The organism is Deefgea salmonis (genome assembly GCF_020531905.1).
Classification (GTDB): domain Bacteria; phylum Pseudomonadota; class Gammaproteobacteria; order Burkholderiales; family Chitinibacteraceae; genus Deefgea; species Deefgea salmonis.
The window spans coordinates 531,022-547,446 of record NZ_JAJAWG010000001.1; the positions used below are offsets into that span (position 1 = coordinate 531,022).

The 16,425-nt window shown below is 49.6% G+C and carries 15 protein-coding genes; 9 read left to right on the forward strand and 6 right to left on the reverse strand.

Annotated features, from left to right (window positions below):
- Window positions 1-87: 87 nt before the first annotated feature.
- Window positions 88-2,211 carry a histidine kinase dimerization/phospho-acceptor domain-containing protein gene (locus tag LG219_RS02355; RefSeq protein ID WP_226762937.1) on the forward strand — a complete coding sequence of 708 codons (2,124 nt, stop codon included), beginning with the start codon at window positions 88-90 and terminating at the stop codon, window positions 2,209-2,211.
- Here LG219_RS02355 and msrQ read toward each other — a convergent pair.
- The 3 genes from msrQ to LG219_RS02370 form a co-directional block, all read right to left on the reverse strand.
- The gene (msrQ, locus tag LG219_RS02360; protein WP_226762938.1) at window positions 2,208-2,858 is read right to left on the reverse strand and encodes a protein-methionine-sulfoxide reductase heme-binding subunit MsrQ; all 651 of its coding nucleotides are present in this window, start codon (window positions 2,856-2,858) and stop codon (window positions 2,208-2,210) included. The genes LG219_RS02355 and msrQ overlap by 4 nt on opposite strands.
- A gap of 66 nt (window positions 2,859-2,924) precedes the next feature.
- Window positions 2,925-3,839, reverse strand: a complete 915-nt coding sequence (gene msrP / locus LG219_RS02365; protein ID WP_226762939.1) for a protein-methionine-sulfoxide reductase catalytic subunit MsrP — start codon at window positions 3,837-3,839, stop codon at window positions 2,925-2,927.
- 147 nt (window positions 3,840-3,986) lie between these two features.
- The gene (locus LG219_RS02370; RefSeq protein WP_226762940.1) at window positions 3,987-4,295 is read right to left on the reverse strand and encodes a c-type cytochrome; all 309 of its coding nucleotides are present in this window, start codon (window positions 4,293-4,295) and stop codon (window positions 3,987-3,989) included.
- Between the two features lie 247 nt (window positions 4,296-4,542).
- Between LG219_RS02370 and cysG the strand changes: the two genes are divergently transcribed.
- A complete protein-coding gene (cysG, locus tag LG219_RS02375) occupies window positions 4,543-5,916 on the forward strand; it encodes a siroheme synthase CysG (protein ID WP_226762941.1) in 1,374 nt (457 codons plus the stop codon).
- 159 nt (window positions 5,917-6,075) lie between these two features.
- Here the strand turns inward: cysG and LG219_RS02380 are convergent, their stop codons facing one another.
- From LG219_RS02380 to LG219_RS02390, 3 genes are all read right to left on the reverse strand, one after another.
- Entirely contained in the window at window positions 6,076-7,347 is a 1,272-nt protein-coding gene (locus LG219_RS02380; protein WP_226762942.1) for a voltage-gated chloride channel family protein, read from the reverse strand.
- 78 nt (window positions 7,348-7,425) lie between these two features.
- The gene (locus tag LG219_RS02385) at window positions 7,426-8,133 is read right to left on the reverse strand and encodes an LrgB family protein (protein WP_226762943.1); all 708 of its coding nucleotides are present in this window, start codon (window positions 8,131-8,133) and stop codon (window positions 7,426-7,428) included.
- Entirely contained in the window at window positions 8,130-8,498 is a 369-nt protein-coding gene (locus tag LG219_RS02390) for a CidA/LrgA family protein (RefSeq protein WP_226762944.1), read from the reverse strand. Before LG219_RS02390 ends, LG219_RS02385 begins: the two co-directional genes overlap by 4 nt.
- A gap of 300 nt (window positions 8,499-8,798) precedes the next feature.
- Here LG219_RS02390 and LG219_RS02395 point away from each other — a divergent pair, with 300 nt between their 5' ends.
- The 7 genes from LG219_RS02395 (at window position 8,799) to ccoG (ending at window position 16,424) form a co-directional block, all read left to right on the forward strand.
- A complete protein-coding gene (locus LG219_RS02395) occupies window positions 8,799-11,237 on the forward strand; it encodes a heavy metal translocating P-type ATPase (RefSeq protein WP_226762945.1) in 2,439 nt (812 codons plus the stop codon).
- Window position 11,238: 1 nt separating this feature from the next.
- Window positions 11,239-11,433 carry a cbb3-type cytochrome oxidase assembly protein CcoS gene (ccoS, locus tag LG219_RS02400; protein ID WP_226762946.1) on the forward strand — a complete coding sequence of 65 codons (195 nt, stop codon included), beginning with the start codon at window positions 11,239-11,241 and terminating at the stop codon, window positions 11,431-11,433.
- 239 nt (window positions 11,434-11,672) lie between these two features.
- Window positions 11,673-13,097 carry a cytochrome-c oxidase, cbb3-type subunit I gene (gene ccoN / locus LG219_RS02405; RefSeq protein ID WP_226762947.1) on the forward strand — a complete coding sequence of 475 codons (1,425 nt, stop codon included), beginning with the start codon at window positions 11,673-11,675 and terminating at the stop codon, window positions 13,095-13,097.
- A gap of 21 nt (window positions 13,098-13,118) precedes the next feature.
- Complete coding sequence (gene ccoO, locus LG219_RS02410) at window positions 13,119-13,733, forward strand: cytochrome-c oxidase, cbb3-type subunit II (protein ID WP_226762948.1); 615 nt, start codon at window positions 13,119-13,121, stop codon at window positions 13,731-13,733.
- A gap of 5 nt (window positions 13,734-13,738) precedes the next feature.
- Entirely contained in the window at window positions 13,739-13,906 is a 168-nt protein-coding gene (locus tag LG219_RS02415; protein ID WP_226762949.1) for a cbb3-type cytochrome oxidase subunit 3, read from the forward strand.
- 19 nt (window positions 13,907-13,925) lie between these two features.
- Entirely contained in the window at window positions 13,926-14,837 is a 912-nt protein-coding gene (gene ccoP / locus LG219_RS02420; RefSeq protein ID WP_226762950.1) for a cytochrome-c oxidase, cbb3-type subunit III, read from the forward strand.
- Between the two features lie 150 nt (window positions 14,838-14,987).
- Window positions 14,988-16,424, forward strand: a complete 1,437-nt coding sequence (gene ccoG / locus LG219_RS02425; RefSeq protein ID WP_226762951.1) for a cytochrome c oxidase accessory protein CcoG — start codon at window positions 14,988-14,990, stop codon at window positions 16,422-16,424.
- Window position 16,425: the final 1 nt, after the last annotated feature.

The window sequence follows — 16,425 nt, forward strand, 5'->3', positions numbered from 1 at the left end:
TAAAAGACTAGGGTTTACCGCAATCAACACGTAAGAATTGCAAAAGGATATACTGCCAAGATTGATTTTTTGACTTAGGGTCCTCGCTTGAATCACTTCAAATTTCGCACGATTTTTTGCATGGTGATCGGCGTATTGAGCTTGGTCTCAATTTTGGTTCTCAGTTATGAATTTAAAGCGCAAAAATTACTCAATGAGTTTAATTCGCCGCAGCAGCAAAGACTCATCAAAGAAGCCCGCTCTGGCAATCGCCGATTTAGTTTTTTAGAGCGCGCCACCGACGAAGCCATTAAGCGACCAACGCCAGCGGCGCTCAATACCGTTAAAGCGACTTTTGCTGATTTTGCGACGCTGATCCAGCGTTATGACAACGGTCAGTTTTACGAATACTCCAATCAAAACTCCAGCTTTACTGAACACATTGCACCACTGGCGCAATGGGCCAAGACCACACAGCAAACACTGGCCGAGCTCAATCCATCCCAACTGCCAGCGCTAGCTGGCAGCATGAAGCAAATAGCGCCCCATTTACGCATTGTGGTGGCCTCGCTTGACGCGCAATACAATGCCAATCTTGAGGCCAAAAAAAACACCTTCACCAGCTTTAGTCGCTATCGATTGAGTTTGATCGTTTTGCTATTGGCGCTAATGAGTGGCTTTGCTTATTTTGCGCTACGCACTTTATGGCGCAATCAACAAACCCTCGCCCAACTCAAAACCGCAGAACAAAACGCCCAAGCGGCGAACCAAGCCAAAAGCCATTTTTTAGCCTCAATCAGCCACGAAATGCGCACGCCGCTCACGACGATTTTGGGCTACGCCGAATTAGCCCAAGCCCAAGCCAATCCAAATAGCAGTAACCCAGCGTATTTACAGCACATCATTCAAGCCAGTCGGCATTTACAAACCCTGCTGGGCAATGTGCTTGACATGAGTAAAATCGAAGCGGGTCATTTTTCCCTCAACCCCAATCCACTCGATCTGCCTGCGCTGATTAACGAACTAAACGGTATTTTTCAGCCGATGGCGCAGACCAAAGGGCTCACACTCCAGATCAGCGCAGACTCGGTTGCCGACAATCTTTGGCTCGACACCGGCAAGTGGCGGCAAATCTTAATTAACTTATTGTCTAACGCGATTAAATTTTCAGATCACGGCACCATTGGCTGCCATATCAGCGCCCATGCACTGACCGAACAAAGCACCACACTCAAAGCGGTTGTTACTGACCAAGGCATGGGCATAAGCGCAGCCGAAGCCCGCGCGGTGTTTCGCCCGTTTGAACAAACCGCCAGTGGTCGCTTTAAAGGCGGCACCGGCCTTGGTTTGGCGCTCAGCAAACAATACGCCCTGAATATGGCGGGAGACTTAAGCTTCACCAGCCAAACACAGCTTGGCAGCATCTTCACCTGTACCGTACAAGCCGAAATTCAAGCTTTTTGCGCCCAAACGCCAGCACCGCAAAACTCCTTGCAAGGCTTATGCATTTTGTTGGTTGAGGATCAAGAAGTGAATCGTGACCTGATGCGGCAAATTTTATGCCTGGCCAACGCCAGCGTGATCGAAGCTTGCAATGGACAACACGCCCTCACGATACTCAATCAAAACCCCCACATTAATATGCTGGTCATTGATCGCAATATGCCTGAATTAGACGGCATCGCCACACTTGAAACCCTGCGCCAGCGCGGTAATTTTTTACCCGCACTCATGGTCAGCGCGGGGCTACGGCCGAGCGAGGCCGAAATTCAACGCATTGGTCTTAACGGCTGGCTTGGCAAACCTTTTTCGGCCAAAGACCTGATTCAGGCCATTGCCAGCATCACTCAAAGTTTAAGCGCGTCGTTTATTGAAACCCGCCACGAGCCAGCGCCAGTACATGCCGCATTGGCGTATTTCAACCCGCAAGCGCAATCGCGACTCGGGTTTAGTGCTGAGCGTTTTTTTAACATCAGCGAAAAAGGCTTAAACCGGATTCATGAAATCATTCAGCAATTGTCGCAATTGCAAGACCCACAAGAGTCCTGTCGTTTAGCGCACAGCGGCAAAGGCATTGCACTGCAAATCGGTGCCGACCGTGTCGCACAATGCCTCGCTCTAATTGAACAAAACCCAGCACACTACCAAAGCACGCAACTGATCGAGCTCGATAGCGAGGTTCAACTCACCCACCGCGCCATCATCGAGCACCAGCAAAAACAACTGGCTTAGCCGTTTGCGTGCGCTTGATCGCGCCAATACCGCAGCACGCGCCAGCCCAATAACACCGCCAACACGGCGGCATACATCGCGGGCGTAGTCAGATCAGCCTTCACCAGCCAGAGATAATGCACCACGGCGAGCATCGCAATCACATACACCAAGCGATGTAAGCGCGACCAATTGCGCTTTAAACGCCGCATCCAGCCCTTGTTTGACGTCACCGCCAGCGGAATTAACAACACAAAAGCCGCAAAACCAACGGTAATAAAAGGACGTTTTAAAATATCCAGTCCGATCGCCGACCAATCAAAAAACTGATCGAGCCACAGATACGTCATGAAATGCAAAAACGCATAAAAAAAGGTAAATAGCCCCAACATGCGGCGGTAGTCAATCAAACGCGAATAGCCCGTCAACTGCCGCAGTGGCGTGATGCTTAAAGTCAGCAGCAGCGCCACCAACGCCCATGTACCGGTCGAGCGAGTAAAAAACTCAATCGGATTGACCGCTTCCAAACTCAGCACCAGCGCACGCGCCAAAGGCAGCAGCCCCACAATCAACAGCAGCGCTTTAGTTGGGCGCGGCAAGATCCTTTTCAGTTTGTCTCGCAACAATGTAGGTATCGGCTTTAAGCCATCATTCATAATGCGTTGCATGAATATACCCTGCAGTGAAAGGTGTTGTTCAAATGATGTGCAGTGCAGATGATCGAGCAGCCGCGTTTAAAAAAACTTCCGCAAATCCATCCCTTGATACATTGCCGCCACTTGCGGGCCATAGCCATTAAACGGCAGCGTATCGCGCTTTAAAAACTCACCGATTCGCCGCTCTTTGGCTTGACTCCAACGCGGGTGCGGCACATCGGGATTCACGTTGGAATAAAAGCCATATTCATTGGGCGCACTTTGCTGCCAACTGGTTGTGGGCTGCTGCTCTTGCAAGCGAATCCCCACCACGGATTTAATACTTTTAAAGCCATATTTCCATGGCACCACCAAGCGCACCGGCGCGCCATTTTGATTGGGCAACACCTCGCCGTACAAACCCACCGCCAAAATGGTCAATGGATGCATCGCCTCGTCAATCCGTAAGCCTTCACGGTAAGGCCACTCAAGCACGCGGCTGCGCTGACCGGGCATTTGCTTGGGATCATTTAAAGTTTCAAAAGCAACAAATTTGCCTTTTGAGGTGGGGCTCACTTGTTTTAACACGCTGGCCAGTGGAATACCCACCCAAGGTATCACCATGGACCAGCCTTCCACGCAGCGTAAGCGGTAGATACGCTCCTCTAAAGCCGCCACCTTTAATAAATCATCAATACTATACGTGCGCGACTGGCCCACTTCACCATTCACTACAATTTGCCACGGCTTGGTTTTTAATTGCCCCGCATACAGCGCAGGATCGCCTTTATCCGTGCCAAATTCATAGTAATTATTGTAAGAAGTAATTTGCTTCAAACTATTGGGCGACTCTTTGGCCGACAACGCACTCGGTTTGGCATTTAAACCGGCCATCGCCTCGCCCGTGAGCAATAAGGCGCTGGTCCCAGCGAGCATAAACTGACGGCGATTTAAAAATACCGATTGCGGCGTAATTTCTGACGGCAAAATATCGCTCGGGTGACGAATAAGCATAACGAGTTCTCCAAAAAGGCGGTATTGAATGCCCGCACAATGCATGAGGGTGGTTTGTTACTTTGTCGTACCAAGGCAAGTATTCTGACAGGCCGCAAACAAAAAAGACCGTAAAGTTTTCACTTTACGGTCTTTTTCAGTGGATTCTTATTTTTGCGCCAAAATCCATGTCGCCAATTGCTTGGCTTCTTCACCCGTCACCATATTCGGCCCCATCGGCACCGGACCCCAAACGCCAACACTGCCTTTTTGAATCTTACCGGCCAGCAAAGTCACGGCGTTTTTATCCGCTTTATATTTGGCCGCAATCGCTTTAAATGCGGGTCCCACGATTTTATTGTCGACTGAATGACAAGCCATACAGTTTTTTGACTTTAACATCGCCTCAACCGGTGCGGCGATTGCCGCTCCTTGTAGTAAGGCCAAACTCAAGACCGCCCAAGGAATAATTTTCATAATTCAAACCCTTATATTACGATTGACCCGTCAAGCAATCTCACCGACGACATTCACACTTCACCTTATCTTACTTTGCTAGACCGATTGCTCCACCTTAAAAACGCAGTCTAATCGGCATAATGCATAAAAATAATGCACCACATCCTGCCAAACATCAAAACTGCGCTCAATCTTTGAAATTTTTACGCCAACTTCGCCAAAAACCGCGACAATAGCCCTCTGCCCGAACCCAATGGCCTAAATCATGGATTACTTTCCTTTATTTTTGAATTTAAAACAACAAGCCTGTCTCATTGTGGGCGGTGGTGAAATTGCCGTTCGTAAACTGCGTTTATTGCGCTCAGCCGGTGCCGATGTCACCGTGGTCTCGCCCGAACTGTGTGACGAGATGCATGATTTAGTCCGGTCCGGCGAAGTGCGCTGGCAACCGGCGCAGTTTTCTATTACACAAATCACCGGCCAGCGCTTGGTGATCGCAGCGACAGATCAGCCGGTCGTCAACCAAGCGGTTTTTTCGGCGTGCGAAGCCGCCGGCATTTTGGTCAATGCGGTGGACGACCCAAGCCATAGCCGCTTTATTACCCCGGCAATCATTGATCGAACGCCACTCACCATCGCCATCTCAACCGGTGGCGGCGTGCCGGTATTGGCCCGACATTTACGCGCTCAGCTGGAAGCGTTGATTCCCCACGGCTGGGGTAATCTAGCGCAATTGGGTAGTGAATTACGCCCATATTGCAAAGAAAAAATGCCCGACCCAGCCCAACGCCGCAGCTTTTGGGAGTCCGTTTTAGCCGGACCGATTCCCGACCAAGTGTTTTCTGGGCAAATCGAGCACGCCCGCGCACAACTGATCGCGGCTATCGATCACCCCGAAACCACGCCCTGTGGCGCAGTGTATTTAGTCGGTAGTGGCCCGGGCAACCCGGATTTGCTGACGTTTCGCGCATTACGCCTAATGCAGCAAGCTGACGTGGTGCTGTACGACAATCTGGTTTCGCCCGAAATCATGGAGATGGTGCGCCGCGACGCTGAGCGCATTTATGTGGGCAAAAAATCCAATAACCACGCCCTGCCGCAAGAAGAAATCAATCAATTGCTGGTGCGTTTAGCACTCGAGGGCAAAAAAGTATTGCGACTCAAAGGGGGCGACCCGTTTATTTTTGGCCGTGGCGGCGAAGAAATCGAAGAGCTGGCCCAGCACGGCATTGCGTTTGAAGTGGTGCCCGGCATTACTTCAGCCGCAGGCGCATCGTGTTACGCCGGCATCCCACTCACACACCGCGATTACGCGCAATCGGTCACTTTTGTAACTGGTCACAGAAAGGATGGTGAAGTCGATTTGGATTGGCCACGCTTGGTCAACCCCAGCGAAACCGTTGTGGTGTATATGGGCGTCGCGCAAGCTGGGTATATTGCTGAACAGCTGATTGGGCATGGCCGAGACGAACATACCCTGGTCGCCATTATTGAGCGCGCCACCACCGCCCAACAAAGAGTCGTCACCACCACCTTGATTGAGCTGGCCAAACGCATCGAACAAGAAGGCATCAAACCGCCCGCCTTGCTGATTATTGGTGACGTGGTGCAATTGCATGACAAATTAAAATGGTGTTAAACCATCACAACCATTAAAAATGGCCAGCGATTTCGCTGGCCATTTTTATCGCGATGCTCTTCGTGCAAAATTTGCTAGCGCAGCACTAAAGTCGCAACCAGCACGCGCGTACAACAAAACAAAACAGCGATGCAGCGGGTATTTAATCACGGACTGCGCCTATTTGATATTCGTTAAATCAGACAAACGAACCCCTGCTTTATCGTCTGTAATCGGCCGCCCCTTGCCTGAGCCCCAGCGCTGCGCCATATAAATACTGCTGTGCCCCGAAAACAAAAAAGCCACCACGCAAGCCAATAAAGCATACGGGCCAATCGCGGCACCAAACAGCTCAATCGCCATCAAAGTACACGTTAACGGCGTATTGGCCGCACCCGCAAACACGGCTACAAAGCCCAAACCCGCCAACAAAGGAAACGGCATATTTAATAACGGGGCTAAAGCATTGCCCATCGTCGCGCCAATATAAAACAGCGGCGTCACTTCGCCGCCTTTAAATCCAGCGCCCAATGACAAAGTGGTAAAAAATAATTTAATCGGTGCATCCCAAAATGGAATGGGCTGATTAAACGATTCAACAATACTGGGAACCCCCAGGCCGATATAACGCTCAGCACCAAAAATCAGCACCAAACTGGCCACGCACAACCCGCCCACAAAGGGCCGTAGCGGTGGATATTTAATGCGTTTAAAGTGGCCGGCCACCCAATGCGTTAATTCAGCAAACGATTTACCCGCTAAACCAAACAAAGCCCCAGCAAATAGTACCGCCAGCAACCCCAGCATCGTGACCGAAGGAATGCTCGGAATCACATAATGCGTGTGATGCACGCCCAATGATCGCACCAGCCAATCACTCACCAAACTGGCAATCAAACAAGGAAACAAGGCGTTATTGCGCATTTTTCCCAAGGCTTGCACTTCAAGACCAAACACCGCGCCCGCCAGCGGCGTACCAAACACCCCCGCAAAACCGGCGCTCATCGCCGCCATTAAAATCACCCGTCGGTCCTGCACTTTGCGCTTGGTGATCAAAGCAATTTGATCCGCCAAGGCACCCGACATTTGCACCGCCGTACCTTCACGCCCAACTGATGCGCCAAACAAATGCGAAAACACCGTGCCAATAAAAATCAATGGCATCATGCGCAATTGGGTCACCGCGCGCGGTTGATGAATTTCGTCAATGAGTAAATTATTGCCTGACTCAATAGCTCGGCCCCATTCGTAATACACCCAGCCCACCAATAAACCGGCAAAGGGCAAAAATACAATCAAGATAGGATGAGCGACCCGCGTTGCCGTTGCCCAATCTAAAGACACCAAGAGCAGTGCCGAAGTCAGCCCGGCACAAAGGCCAATCACCCCCGCCAGCGGCAGCCATAACACCATATCGCGCAGCGTTTGCCGATAAAACGTTTGCCAATTCATTTTTTGTCCTTTGATCGACCGATATCGATCCTTGCCTTGTCCTGACTAAACCCAAGCACAAGGTGCCTTAATTTGGCATTACCAATACCACGTCGCCAGCAAAATCGGAAAAATCAACGCGGTGACCACGCCATTAAAGCCCATCGCCAAGCCAGCAAAAGCACCCGCAGTATCAGAAATCTGAAACGCCCGCGCAGTGCCTACGCCATGCGAGGCCAAACCCAGCGCAAAACCTTGCGCCACTTCATGCTGAATGCGACACAAGCGAAATAAAGGCACGGCCATCGCCGCCCCGGCAATACCCGCGACAATCACCGCATTGGCGGTTAAGGCGGGTAGCCCACCGTGCTCTTGCGACAAAGCCATGGCAATCGGCGTGGTACACGATTTAGGCGCAAAAGATAAGATCGTCATCGGACTTAAACCAAACCACTGCCCCAAAATAAACACCGAAACAATGCCAACGCTAGCCCCAACCAGTAATGCAATGCTGACCGGAATAAAATACTGCTTCATTTTAGCTAAATTCAGATACAAAGGAATCGCCAATGCCACCGTCGCAGGGCCAAGCAATAAATGAATCGGTTTCGCGCCAGCAAAATAAGTCGCATACGAAACGCCCGTTATTTTTAAGATGGCAATCAATAATAAGACCGAAACCAAGACTGGATTGAATAAAGGAAAATAACGTGATAGCCGATACAATTTATCGGCCAATAAATAAACCACGCCAGTGACTGCAATCCATGTCGCCGGATATTGGGCTAATTTTAAAAACTCATTCATTTTTCCGCCCGCTGATTTAATTTTTCTTTCCGTCTTAGCAATAAAAATTGCAACACCACGCCAGTCACCAATAGCGTCACCAGCGTAGAAATTAAAATCGTAACCAGCATCGCAATCCCTTGCGATTTTAATTTATCACCCAACTCAATCAGACCCACGCCGGCAGGGACAAATAAAATCCCCAAATAACGCAGCAAGCCTTCTGATGCATACGCCACTCGTGATTCGACGCCGCCACGCACGATGCACCATGCGGTGAGTAACAACATACCGATGACCACAGCTGGAATGGGCAAATGAAATAATTGCCGCAAAAACTCACCACTGACTAAGGCTAAAAAAACAATTGATAATCCATACAACATACGCAATCCAATTCAGAATTTGCCAATATCGGCACTTTACTGCGCGCAAACCGCGCTGAATAGACCAATCAATTACCTTGATCGATTGGTTTTGTCGCTAAATCTGCATCCGCTCAAACACATCGAGGGCCTTTTTCGACGCTAAATCACTGTTTTAAATCTAGAAAATAATTTCCAAGCGATAAAAACAAAAGCCTTTTGCACGCAAATCTCGAACGCATTTCAATCCAAAGCGCATCGAGACTGGCTCTTTTCAAAATTGCTTTCCCAAGCGACGACGGTTTTCGTTAAAATGCGCTGATGAATACCGACTCAACGTTATGCTTTCACTGCGCCGAACCGTGCCCCGCCCACAGTGAATTTCAAATCAACTACCGCCAAGTGCTGCATCCGGCCTGTTGCGCCGGCTGCCAAGCCGTGGCAGAAACCATTATCAGTAGCGGCTTAGACCAATATTATACGCAGCGGCAACAGCCAGCCGATCGCAATACCCCACTGCCCGCTGAGCTACTGGAACAACTGGCGCTGTATGACGACCCTAGCTTACAGCAAGATTTTGTTCACACCACCAATGGCAATGAAAAAGAAGCCGCGCTGATTCTAGAAGGCATTAGCTGCGCGGCGTGTATTTGGCTCAACGAACAACACATTGCCAAGCTCAAAGGCGTTACGTCGGTTTCAATCAATTATTCAACCCACCGCGCACGCATTGCTTGGGACGACAGCCAAATTCAGCTGTCGGCCATTTTGCAACACATCGCCAGCATCGGTTATCGCGCCCTGCCTTATGATCACGCCCGTGACGAACAAAACTGGCAAAAACAAAGAAAAACGGCACTGTTTCGTCTGTGGGTCGCCGGCCTATCGATGATGCAAGTCATGATGTTTGTGGTGCCGATCTATCTGGCCCCAGCGGGCGAGATAGAAGCCAATTGGCTGTCCATGATGCACTGGGGTAGCGCTTTACTCACGCTGCCGGTGGTGCTTTATTCTTGCTGGCCGTTTTACCGCAACAGCTGGCGTGATTTACGCCACGGACGCGCCAATATGGATTTGCCGGTCAGCATTGGGGTGTTAATCGCTTTTTTTGCCAGCCTATACGCATTGATTACCGATCATGGCGAGATCTATTTCGACGCGGTATCGATGTTTGTTTTCTTATTGTTAAGTGGCCGTTATTTAGAGCTTAAAGCAAGGCGCACCGCTGGCGCGGCGGCGGAAAAACTCGTCAAACTGGTTCCCACTTTTGCCCATCAGCTCGATGCCGAACACAGCTTACATGAAGTTGCGGTCAGCCGACTCAATGTAAACGATCGCATTGTGGTCAAAGCCGGTGAAATCATCCCGATTGATGGCGTGGTGCTAGGCGGATCTAGCGACGTGAATGAAGCCATGCTCACTGGCGAATCGCTGCCCGTAGCCAAAACCCGTGGCGCGCACGTTACGGCTGGCACCGCCAATTTATTGTCGCCGCTCACCATTGAAGTCAAACACACCGGCAATGAGACGCGCATTGCCGCCATGGTGCGGATTTTGGATCAAGCGCTCAGCCAAAAACCGCGATTGGCCGCCATCGCCGATCAAATTGCCGCCGGGTTTATTTTTGCATTACTGATCGCCGCCGCCGCAACTTACTGGTACTGGCATTTACATGATCCTATACATGCGCTCCCCATTACCGTGGCGCTCTTGGTGGTGTCTTGCCCTTGCGCACTATCGCTGGCCACGCCAACGGCGCTCACTGCATCTACCGGACATTTGGCACAACTGGGCTTATTGGTCACTCGCGCTAATTTATTAGAAACCTTGGCCAAAGTGAGCGACATCGTGCTGGATAAAACCGGCACGCTCACCTATGGCGAGCCGAGAATCACCCGAACCATCGCTCTCAACATCAGCAGCGAGACCGCTTTGGCTATTGCACACAGCTTGGAACAACAATCGGAACACCCGATTGCCAAAGCTTTTTTGATCGAAGCCAATCCAGCGCCCGTATCGGCGGCCCAGCAAGTGCAAAAACACGCGCAAGGTGGACTTTCGGCGTATATCGACAATCAGTATTACCTTTTAGGTTCAATCGCTTTTATTGCCGAACACATCCAGCAAGCCCTACCCAGCGAATTTGAACCGTATCTTAATGAAGGCAGCATGGTGGCTTTGTCTGATGGCTATACCTGGCTGGCTGGCTTTGTTTTGGCCGATCATTTACGCCATGACGCGATCACCACCGTAGCGCAACTCAAAGCCGCAGGATTTGAGCTTCACTTGCTGTCTGGCGATCAAACATCCACGGTGCAAGCGGTGGCTCAACAACTCAATTTGCAACACGCCGTGGCCAATGCCACACCAGAAAGTAAAGTCAGTTATATGCAGTCTTTGCAGCAGCAAGGCAAAACCGTACTCATGATTGGCGATGGCGTGAATGACGCGCCGGTGCTGGCGCTGGCCAATGTGTCGATTGCGATGGGCGCGGGCGTTGACATTGCGCATGCCGCTGGTGATATGGTGCTATTAAACAACAATCTGTCTTGCCTGCCAGCCGCCTTTGCGCTAGCAAAGAAAACCCAAATCATTATCAAGCAAAACTTGCTATGGGCCTTACTCTACAACCTCGCGGCCTTACCATTGGCGGCGGCAGGATTGATCACGCCTTGGCTGGCCAGCCTTGGCATGGCGCTCAGTTCTTTATTGGTTGTCGTCAACGCCTTACGCCTACTTTCACGCCAAAGGAGGCATTAAATTGGAAAGTCTTTACCTGTTAATCCCGCTGTCAATCTTACTGGCTTTTGTCATTGGCTTTATTTTTTGGTGGACGCTGCGTAGCGGTCAGATGGACGACCTTGAAGGCCCAAGCTGGCGAATTTTGCATGACGATGACAAGTCCACACAGAAAACCGACTCAAACGAAGTAGAAAAGCAAAAAAATCCTGACTGAACGCGTTACAAACAGGTAAAATCAGGCCGTTTGTTACTATGTACACTTGATTAATATCAAGTTTGCTCAGCATTGAGTTGCGTATAGTCCATAGAGTCTTTCGCCCCTGATCAACGGGAAAAAAGACATCGCTAGACCACCGTGATTGGGCCCTCCCAAAAACACATACCACTCAGCACAAATCAAAAATAAGTTTTTAACTAAATTCCAAGCAGTTGGAGATCAATCGGAGCGCTCTAATGGAAAACCAAGCCACATACAATTACAAAGTGGTTCGGCAGTTTGCCATCATGACGGTCGTTTGGGGGATTGTCGGAATGTTGGTCGGCGTCATCATCGCCGCCCAAATGTTCTGGCCTGAACTCAATGTCGGCCCGTACTTTCATTTTGGTCGTTTACGTCCACTTCACACCAACGCAGTGATTTTTGCATTCGGTGGCTGTGGTCTATTCGCAACGTCGTACTACGTAGTTCAGCGCACCTGTAATGTGCGCCTTATTAGCGATAAACTCGCCGCCTTCCATTTTTGGGGTTGGCAGCTGGTGATTCTATTGGCAGCGATTACTTTGCCTTTGGGTTACACCCAAGGTAAAGAATATGCCGAGCTCGCATGGCCGATTGACATCTTAATCACTGTGGTTTGGGTGTGTTATGCCATCGTGTTTTTTGGCACGATTGCCAAGCGCAAAGTAAAGCATATTTATGTCGCCAACTGGTTCTACGGCGCATTCATTCTTGCCGTAGCCTTGCTGCACATTGTCAATAGCTTGGTTCTGCCAGTTTGGGGCACCATGGATTCATACCCAATTTACTCTGGCGCGGTCGATGCCATGGTGCAATGGTGGTATGGCCACAATGCCGTGGGCTTCTTCTTGACGGCAGGCTTTTTGGGCATGATGTATTACTTCGTGCCAAAACAAGCAGGTCGTCCGATTTATTCTTATCGTCTATCAGTAGTGCATTTTTGGGCATTGTCGTTCACGTATATGTGGGCCGGTCCTCACCACTTGCATTACACCGCCCTACCTGACTGGACTCAGTCTTTAGGTATGGTGTTCTCATTGATTCTGTTAGCACCAAGCTGGGGCGGCATGATCAACGGGATTATGACTTTGTCTGGCGCATGGCACAAACTACGCACTGATCCAATCTTGAAATTCTTAGTGACTGCATTGTCGTTCTACGGCATGTCGACCTTTGAAGGCCCAATGATGGCGATCAAATCAGTCAATGCATTGAGCCACTACACCGACTGGACTGTAGGTCACGTTCACTCTGGCGCTTTGGGCTGGGTGGCGATGATTACCATTGGTTCGATCTATTACTTGATTCCACGTCTATTTGGTCGCGACCAAATGTTCTCGGTTAAATTAATCGAAGTGCATTTCTGGATGGCTACTTTAGGCACCGTGCTGTACATCGCCTCGATGTGGATTGCCGGTGTAACTCAAGGCTTGATGTGGAGCGCCCTCAATAGCGATGGCACTTTGGCTTACTCATTTATTGAGGCAGTTAAAGCGTCGTACCCTTACTACTTCATCCGTTTCTTGGGTGGCGTGATGTTCTTATCGGGTATGTTGTTGATGTTCTACAACGTGATGCGCACCATCTCTGAAGGCAAAGCGGTGGATGCCACTATCCCAGCCGTTGCGGCGCACGCTTGATCGCGTAAGGAATATATTGAAATGAATAAAATTCAGAAAATCGTTGAAGAAAACGTGTTTTATCTGATCATCCTGACTTTTTTTACGCTCAGCATCGCAATGTTTGTCGAAATTTTGCCGCTGATGTTTAGCAAAAGTGTGACTCAACCCATCGCTGGCGTTAAGCCCTACAGCTCATTGCAGCTCGCGGGCCGCGACGTTTATGTTCGTGAAGGCTGCTACGCTTGTCACTCACAGATGATTCGACCATTTCGTTCAGAAACCGAACGCTATGGCCATTACTCTGTTGCCGGTGAATCGGTGTATGACCGTCCATTTCAATGGGGTTCAAAACGCACCGGTCCGGATTTAGCTCGGGTCGGCGCGCGCTACTCAGACGAATGGCATCGTGCTCACTTGATGAATCCACGCGATGTAGTGCCTGAATCAAATATGCCTGCGTTTGCGTTTTTAGCCACCAAGCCAGTTAATGGCGAATTGATGACCAAAAAACTACAAACACTGCAGGATTTAGGTGAACCCTACACCGACGCTGAAATTGCTGGTGCTGCCGAAGCGGTGAAAGGCAAAACAGAAATGGATGCACTGATTGCCTATCTACAAGGCCTCGGTCTCGCACTGAAAAACAAGAGGTAAGCACCATGGATCTGCAAACTGAAGCACGCATTGTGGTCACCGTTCTTGGATTTATCTTGTTCCTTGGGATTTGCTTTTGGGCGTTTAGTCGTCACAACAAAGCCAGCTTTGACCAAGAAGCGCAGCGCGTATTTCTTGACGATGACCTACCGTCATCAGACAAGCAGACCTAATGCGTTCGGAGAATAAAATATGAATGATTTTACGAGCAGTTTTTGGGGTTATTTCATCGCGGCAGTGTCTTTAGGCGGGATTTTTTATTGCGCCTACATTCTTGCTACGCAGATGAAATTCAAACTAAAAAAAGGTGAAAAAGCCCAAGTTACCGGCCACGTGTGGGACGGTGACTTAGAGGAATATAACAACCCACTCCCCGGTTGGTGGGTAGGGATGTTCATCGCGACGATTGTTTTCGCTTTGGTTTATTTATTCCTTTATCCTGGCTTAGTCGCTTTTGGTAATGCCAAAGGTTGGTCGTCTGCCGGACAATATAAAGCCGAGATTGTTAAAGCAGACCAACAAACCGATGCGCTATACGCCAAATACATGGCCATGCCGATCGCTGAAGTGGCCAAGTTGCCTGAAGCAACGCAAATGGGTAAGCATTTGTTTCAGACTTACTGCGTGCAATGCCACGGCGCAGATGGTCGCGGCGCAAAAGGCTTTCCTAACCTAACGGACAACGATTGGCTCTACGGTGGCACGCCAGCAGACATTGAGCACACCATCAAAGTCGGTCGTCACGGTCAAATGCCAGCCTTTGGTGCGGTTTTTGGTGAAGAAAAAGTACGCGACGTTGCCAATTACGTGATGAAGTTATCGGGCAACCCAGCTTACAACAACATGCGTGCAGAACGCGGGGCCAATACATACGCCCAAGTGTGCGTGGCCTGCCACGGCACTAACGGCAAAGGCAATCAAGCACTGGGCGCACCGAATCTCACCGATAAAGTGTGGTTATATGGCGGCTCAGAAGCGACCATTGTTGAAACCGTTACCAACGGTCGCAATAACGTCATGCCAGCTTGGCAAGACTTCCTGGGCAACGGCAAAATACATCTGCTTTCGGCCTATGTATATGGTCTAAGCCACGAAAAGAAATAAGACAGACTTGCATCACTGCGGGCGGATCACTCCGCCCGTTTTTCATTCAAGATTTGGCAAATCGATATCAAGTCAATTTTTGAAGCAAAAAAAACAATACTCAAGACAAGATTACGCTTGTTTTTAGTATTGTTTTTCTCGGAGTCCATCATGAGCAAAAAACTACACGAAATCCCAATCAATGTCGTCAACGTCAAAGACGACGGCCAGCTCGAAGAAGTCATGCTGTACGCCGCGCACAAAAAAATCTACCCACGCTGGATCACTGGATTTTGGAATAATTGGCGGGTGTTTTTTGTTTTTGTAACTCAGCTATTTTTCTATGGCATGCCGTGGATTTTAATTAACGATCGACAAGCTTTATTGTTTGATTTACTGCACCGCAAATTCTACGTTTTTGGTCTGGTTTTTCTGCCGCAAGACTTTATTTACCTGACCGCACTGCTTTTGCTCAGTGCATTTGGTTTATTCGCTTGGACCACCATTGGCGGCCGATTGTGGTGTGGTTACGCCTGTCCGCAAACGGTGTATACCGAAATCTTTTTATGGATAGAAAAATGGGTCGAGGGCGACCGCGCCGCTCGGATTAAGCTCGACAATGCGCCACTAAACGGCAAAAAACTACGATTAAAGTTCATCAAACACAGCCTGTGGGTGCTGTTTGCACTTTGGACCGGCTTTACATTTGTCGGTTATTTCACGCCCATTCGCGCGCTCTGGACGGACCTACTGACTTTTTCCCTCTCCGGTTACGCGCTGTTTTGGGTGCTGTTTTATGCTTTTGCCACTTATGGCAATGCCGGCTGGATGCGCGAACAAGTGTGCAAATACATGTGCCCTTATGCGCGCTTTCAAAGCGCGATGTTTGACGCTGACACACTAATTATCAGCTACGACCAAGAACGCGGTGAAAGTCGCGGCAGCCGTAAAAAAGGCAGTGACTATCAAGCCGCAGGACTGGGTGACTGTATCGACTGCACCATGTGCGTACAAGTGTGCCCGGTCGGCATTGATATTCGTAACGGCCTGCAATATGAATGCATCGGCTGTGCGGCGTGTATTGATGCTTGCGATGAAATCATGGACAAAATGAACTACCCGCGCGGGCTGGTTCGCTATACCACTGAAAACGCTTTAGAGCACAAATACCCAGAGCGTGACATTATCAAAAAAATCACCCGTCCTCGGGTCATTATGTACGCCGTGGTCATTAGCATTACGCTTGGCGTCACCGTCGTGTCGTTAATGATGCGCCAACCGGTGAAAGTCAATATTGAACGCGATCGCGTGGCGCTGGTGCGCGAAGTAGAAGATGGCTTATTGGAAAACAGCTACCGTTTACTCATCCAAAATGCCAGCGAACAAACGCACACCTACACCATTCAAGCCAAAGGTTTGCCTGAAATGAAACTTGTTGGCGAAAATCAAATCCAATTGGCACCCACGGCAATGAGTGATGTGGCCGTCCGCATTCAAGTGCCGCCGCAATTTGCCAAAATGGGCAGCCACGAAATTGAATTTATCGTCACCGCCAAAGATGACCCGGCACAAACCGTAGTCGAAAAAGCCACTTTTATTGGACGTTAAC

What these genes read in the sequence shown, in the direction of transcription:
- msrQ (WP_226762938.1), bottom strand. Translation starts at nt 2,858, where the DNA reads ATGCAACGCATTATGAATGATGGCTTAAAGCCGATACCTACATTGTTG.
- msrP (WP_226762939.1), bottom strand. Translation starts at nt 3,839, where the DNA reads ATGCTTATTCGTCACCCGAGCGATATTTTGCCGTCAGAAATTACGCCG.
- LG219_RS02370 (WP_226762940.1), bottom strand. Translation starts at nt 4,295, where the DNA reads ATGAAAATTATTCCTTGGGCGGTCTTGAGTTTGGCCTTACTACAAGGA.
- cysG (WP_226762941.1), top strand. Translation starts at nt 4,543, where the DNA reads ATGGATTACTTTCCTTTATTTTTGAATTTAAAACAACAAGCCTGTCTC.
- LG219_RS02380 (WP_226762942.1), bottom strand. Translation starts at nt 7,347, where the DNA reads ATGAATTGGCAAACGTTTTATCGGCAAACGCTGCGCGATATGGTGTTA.
- LG219_RS02385 (WP_226762943.1), bottom strand. Translation starts at nt 8,133, where the DNA reads ATGAATGAGTTTTTAAAATTAGCCCAATATCCGGCGACATGGATTGCA.
- LG219_RS02390 (WP_226762944.1), bottom strand. Translation starts at nt 8,498, where the DNA reads ATGTTGTATGGATTATCAATTGTTTTTTTAGCCTTAGTCAGTGGTGAG.
- LG219_RS02395 (WP_226762945.1), top strand. Translation starts at nt 8,799, where the DNA reads ATGAATACCGACTCAACGTTATGCTTTCACTGCGCCGAACCGTGCCCC.
- ccoN (WP_226762947.1), top strand. Translation starts at nt 11,673, where the DNA reads ATGGAAAACCAAGCCACATACAATTACAAAGTGGTTCGGCAGTTTGCC.
- ccoO (WP_226762948.1), top strand. Translation starts at nt 13,119, where the DNA reads ATGAATAAAATTCAGAAAATCGTTGAAGAAAACGTGTTTTATCTGATC.
- LG219_RS02415 (WP_226762949.1), top strand. Translation starts at nt 13,739, where the DNA reads ATGGATCTGCAAACTGAAGCACGCATTGTGGTCACCGTTCTTGGATTT.
- ccoP (WP_226762950.1), top strand. Translation starts at nt 13,926, where the DNA reads ATGAATGATTTTACGAGCAGTTTTTGGGGTTATTTCATCGCGGCAGTG.
- ccoG (WP_226762951.1), top strand. Translation starts at nt 14,988, where the DNA reads ATGAGCAAAAAACTACACGAAATCCCAATCAATGTCGTCAACGTCAAA.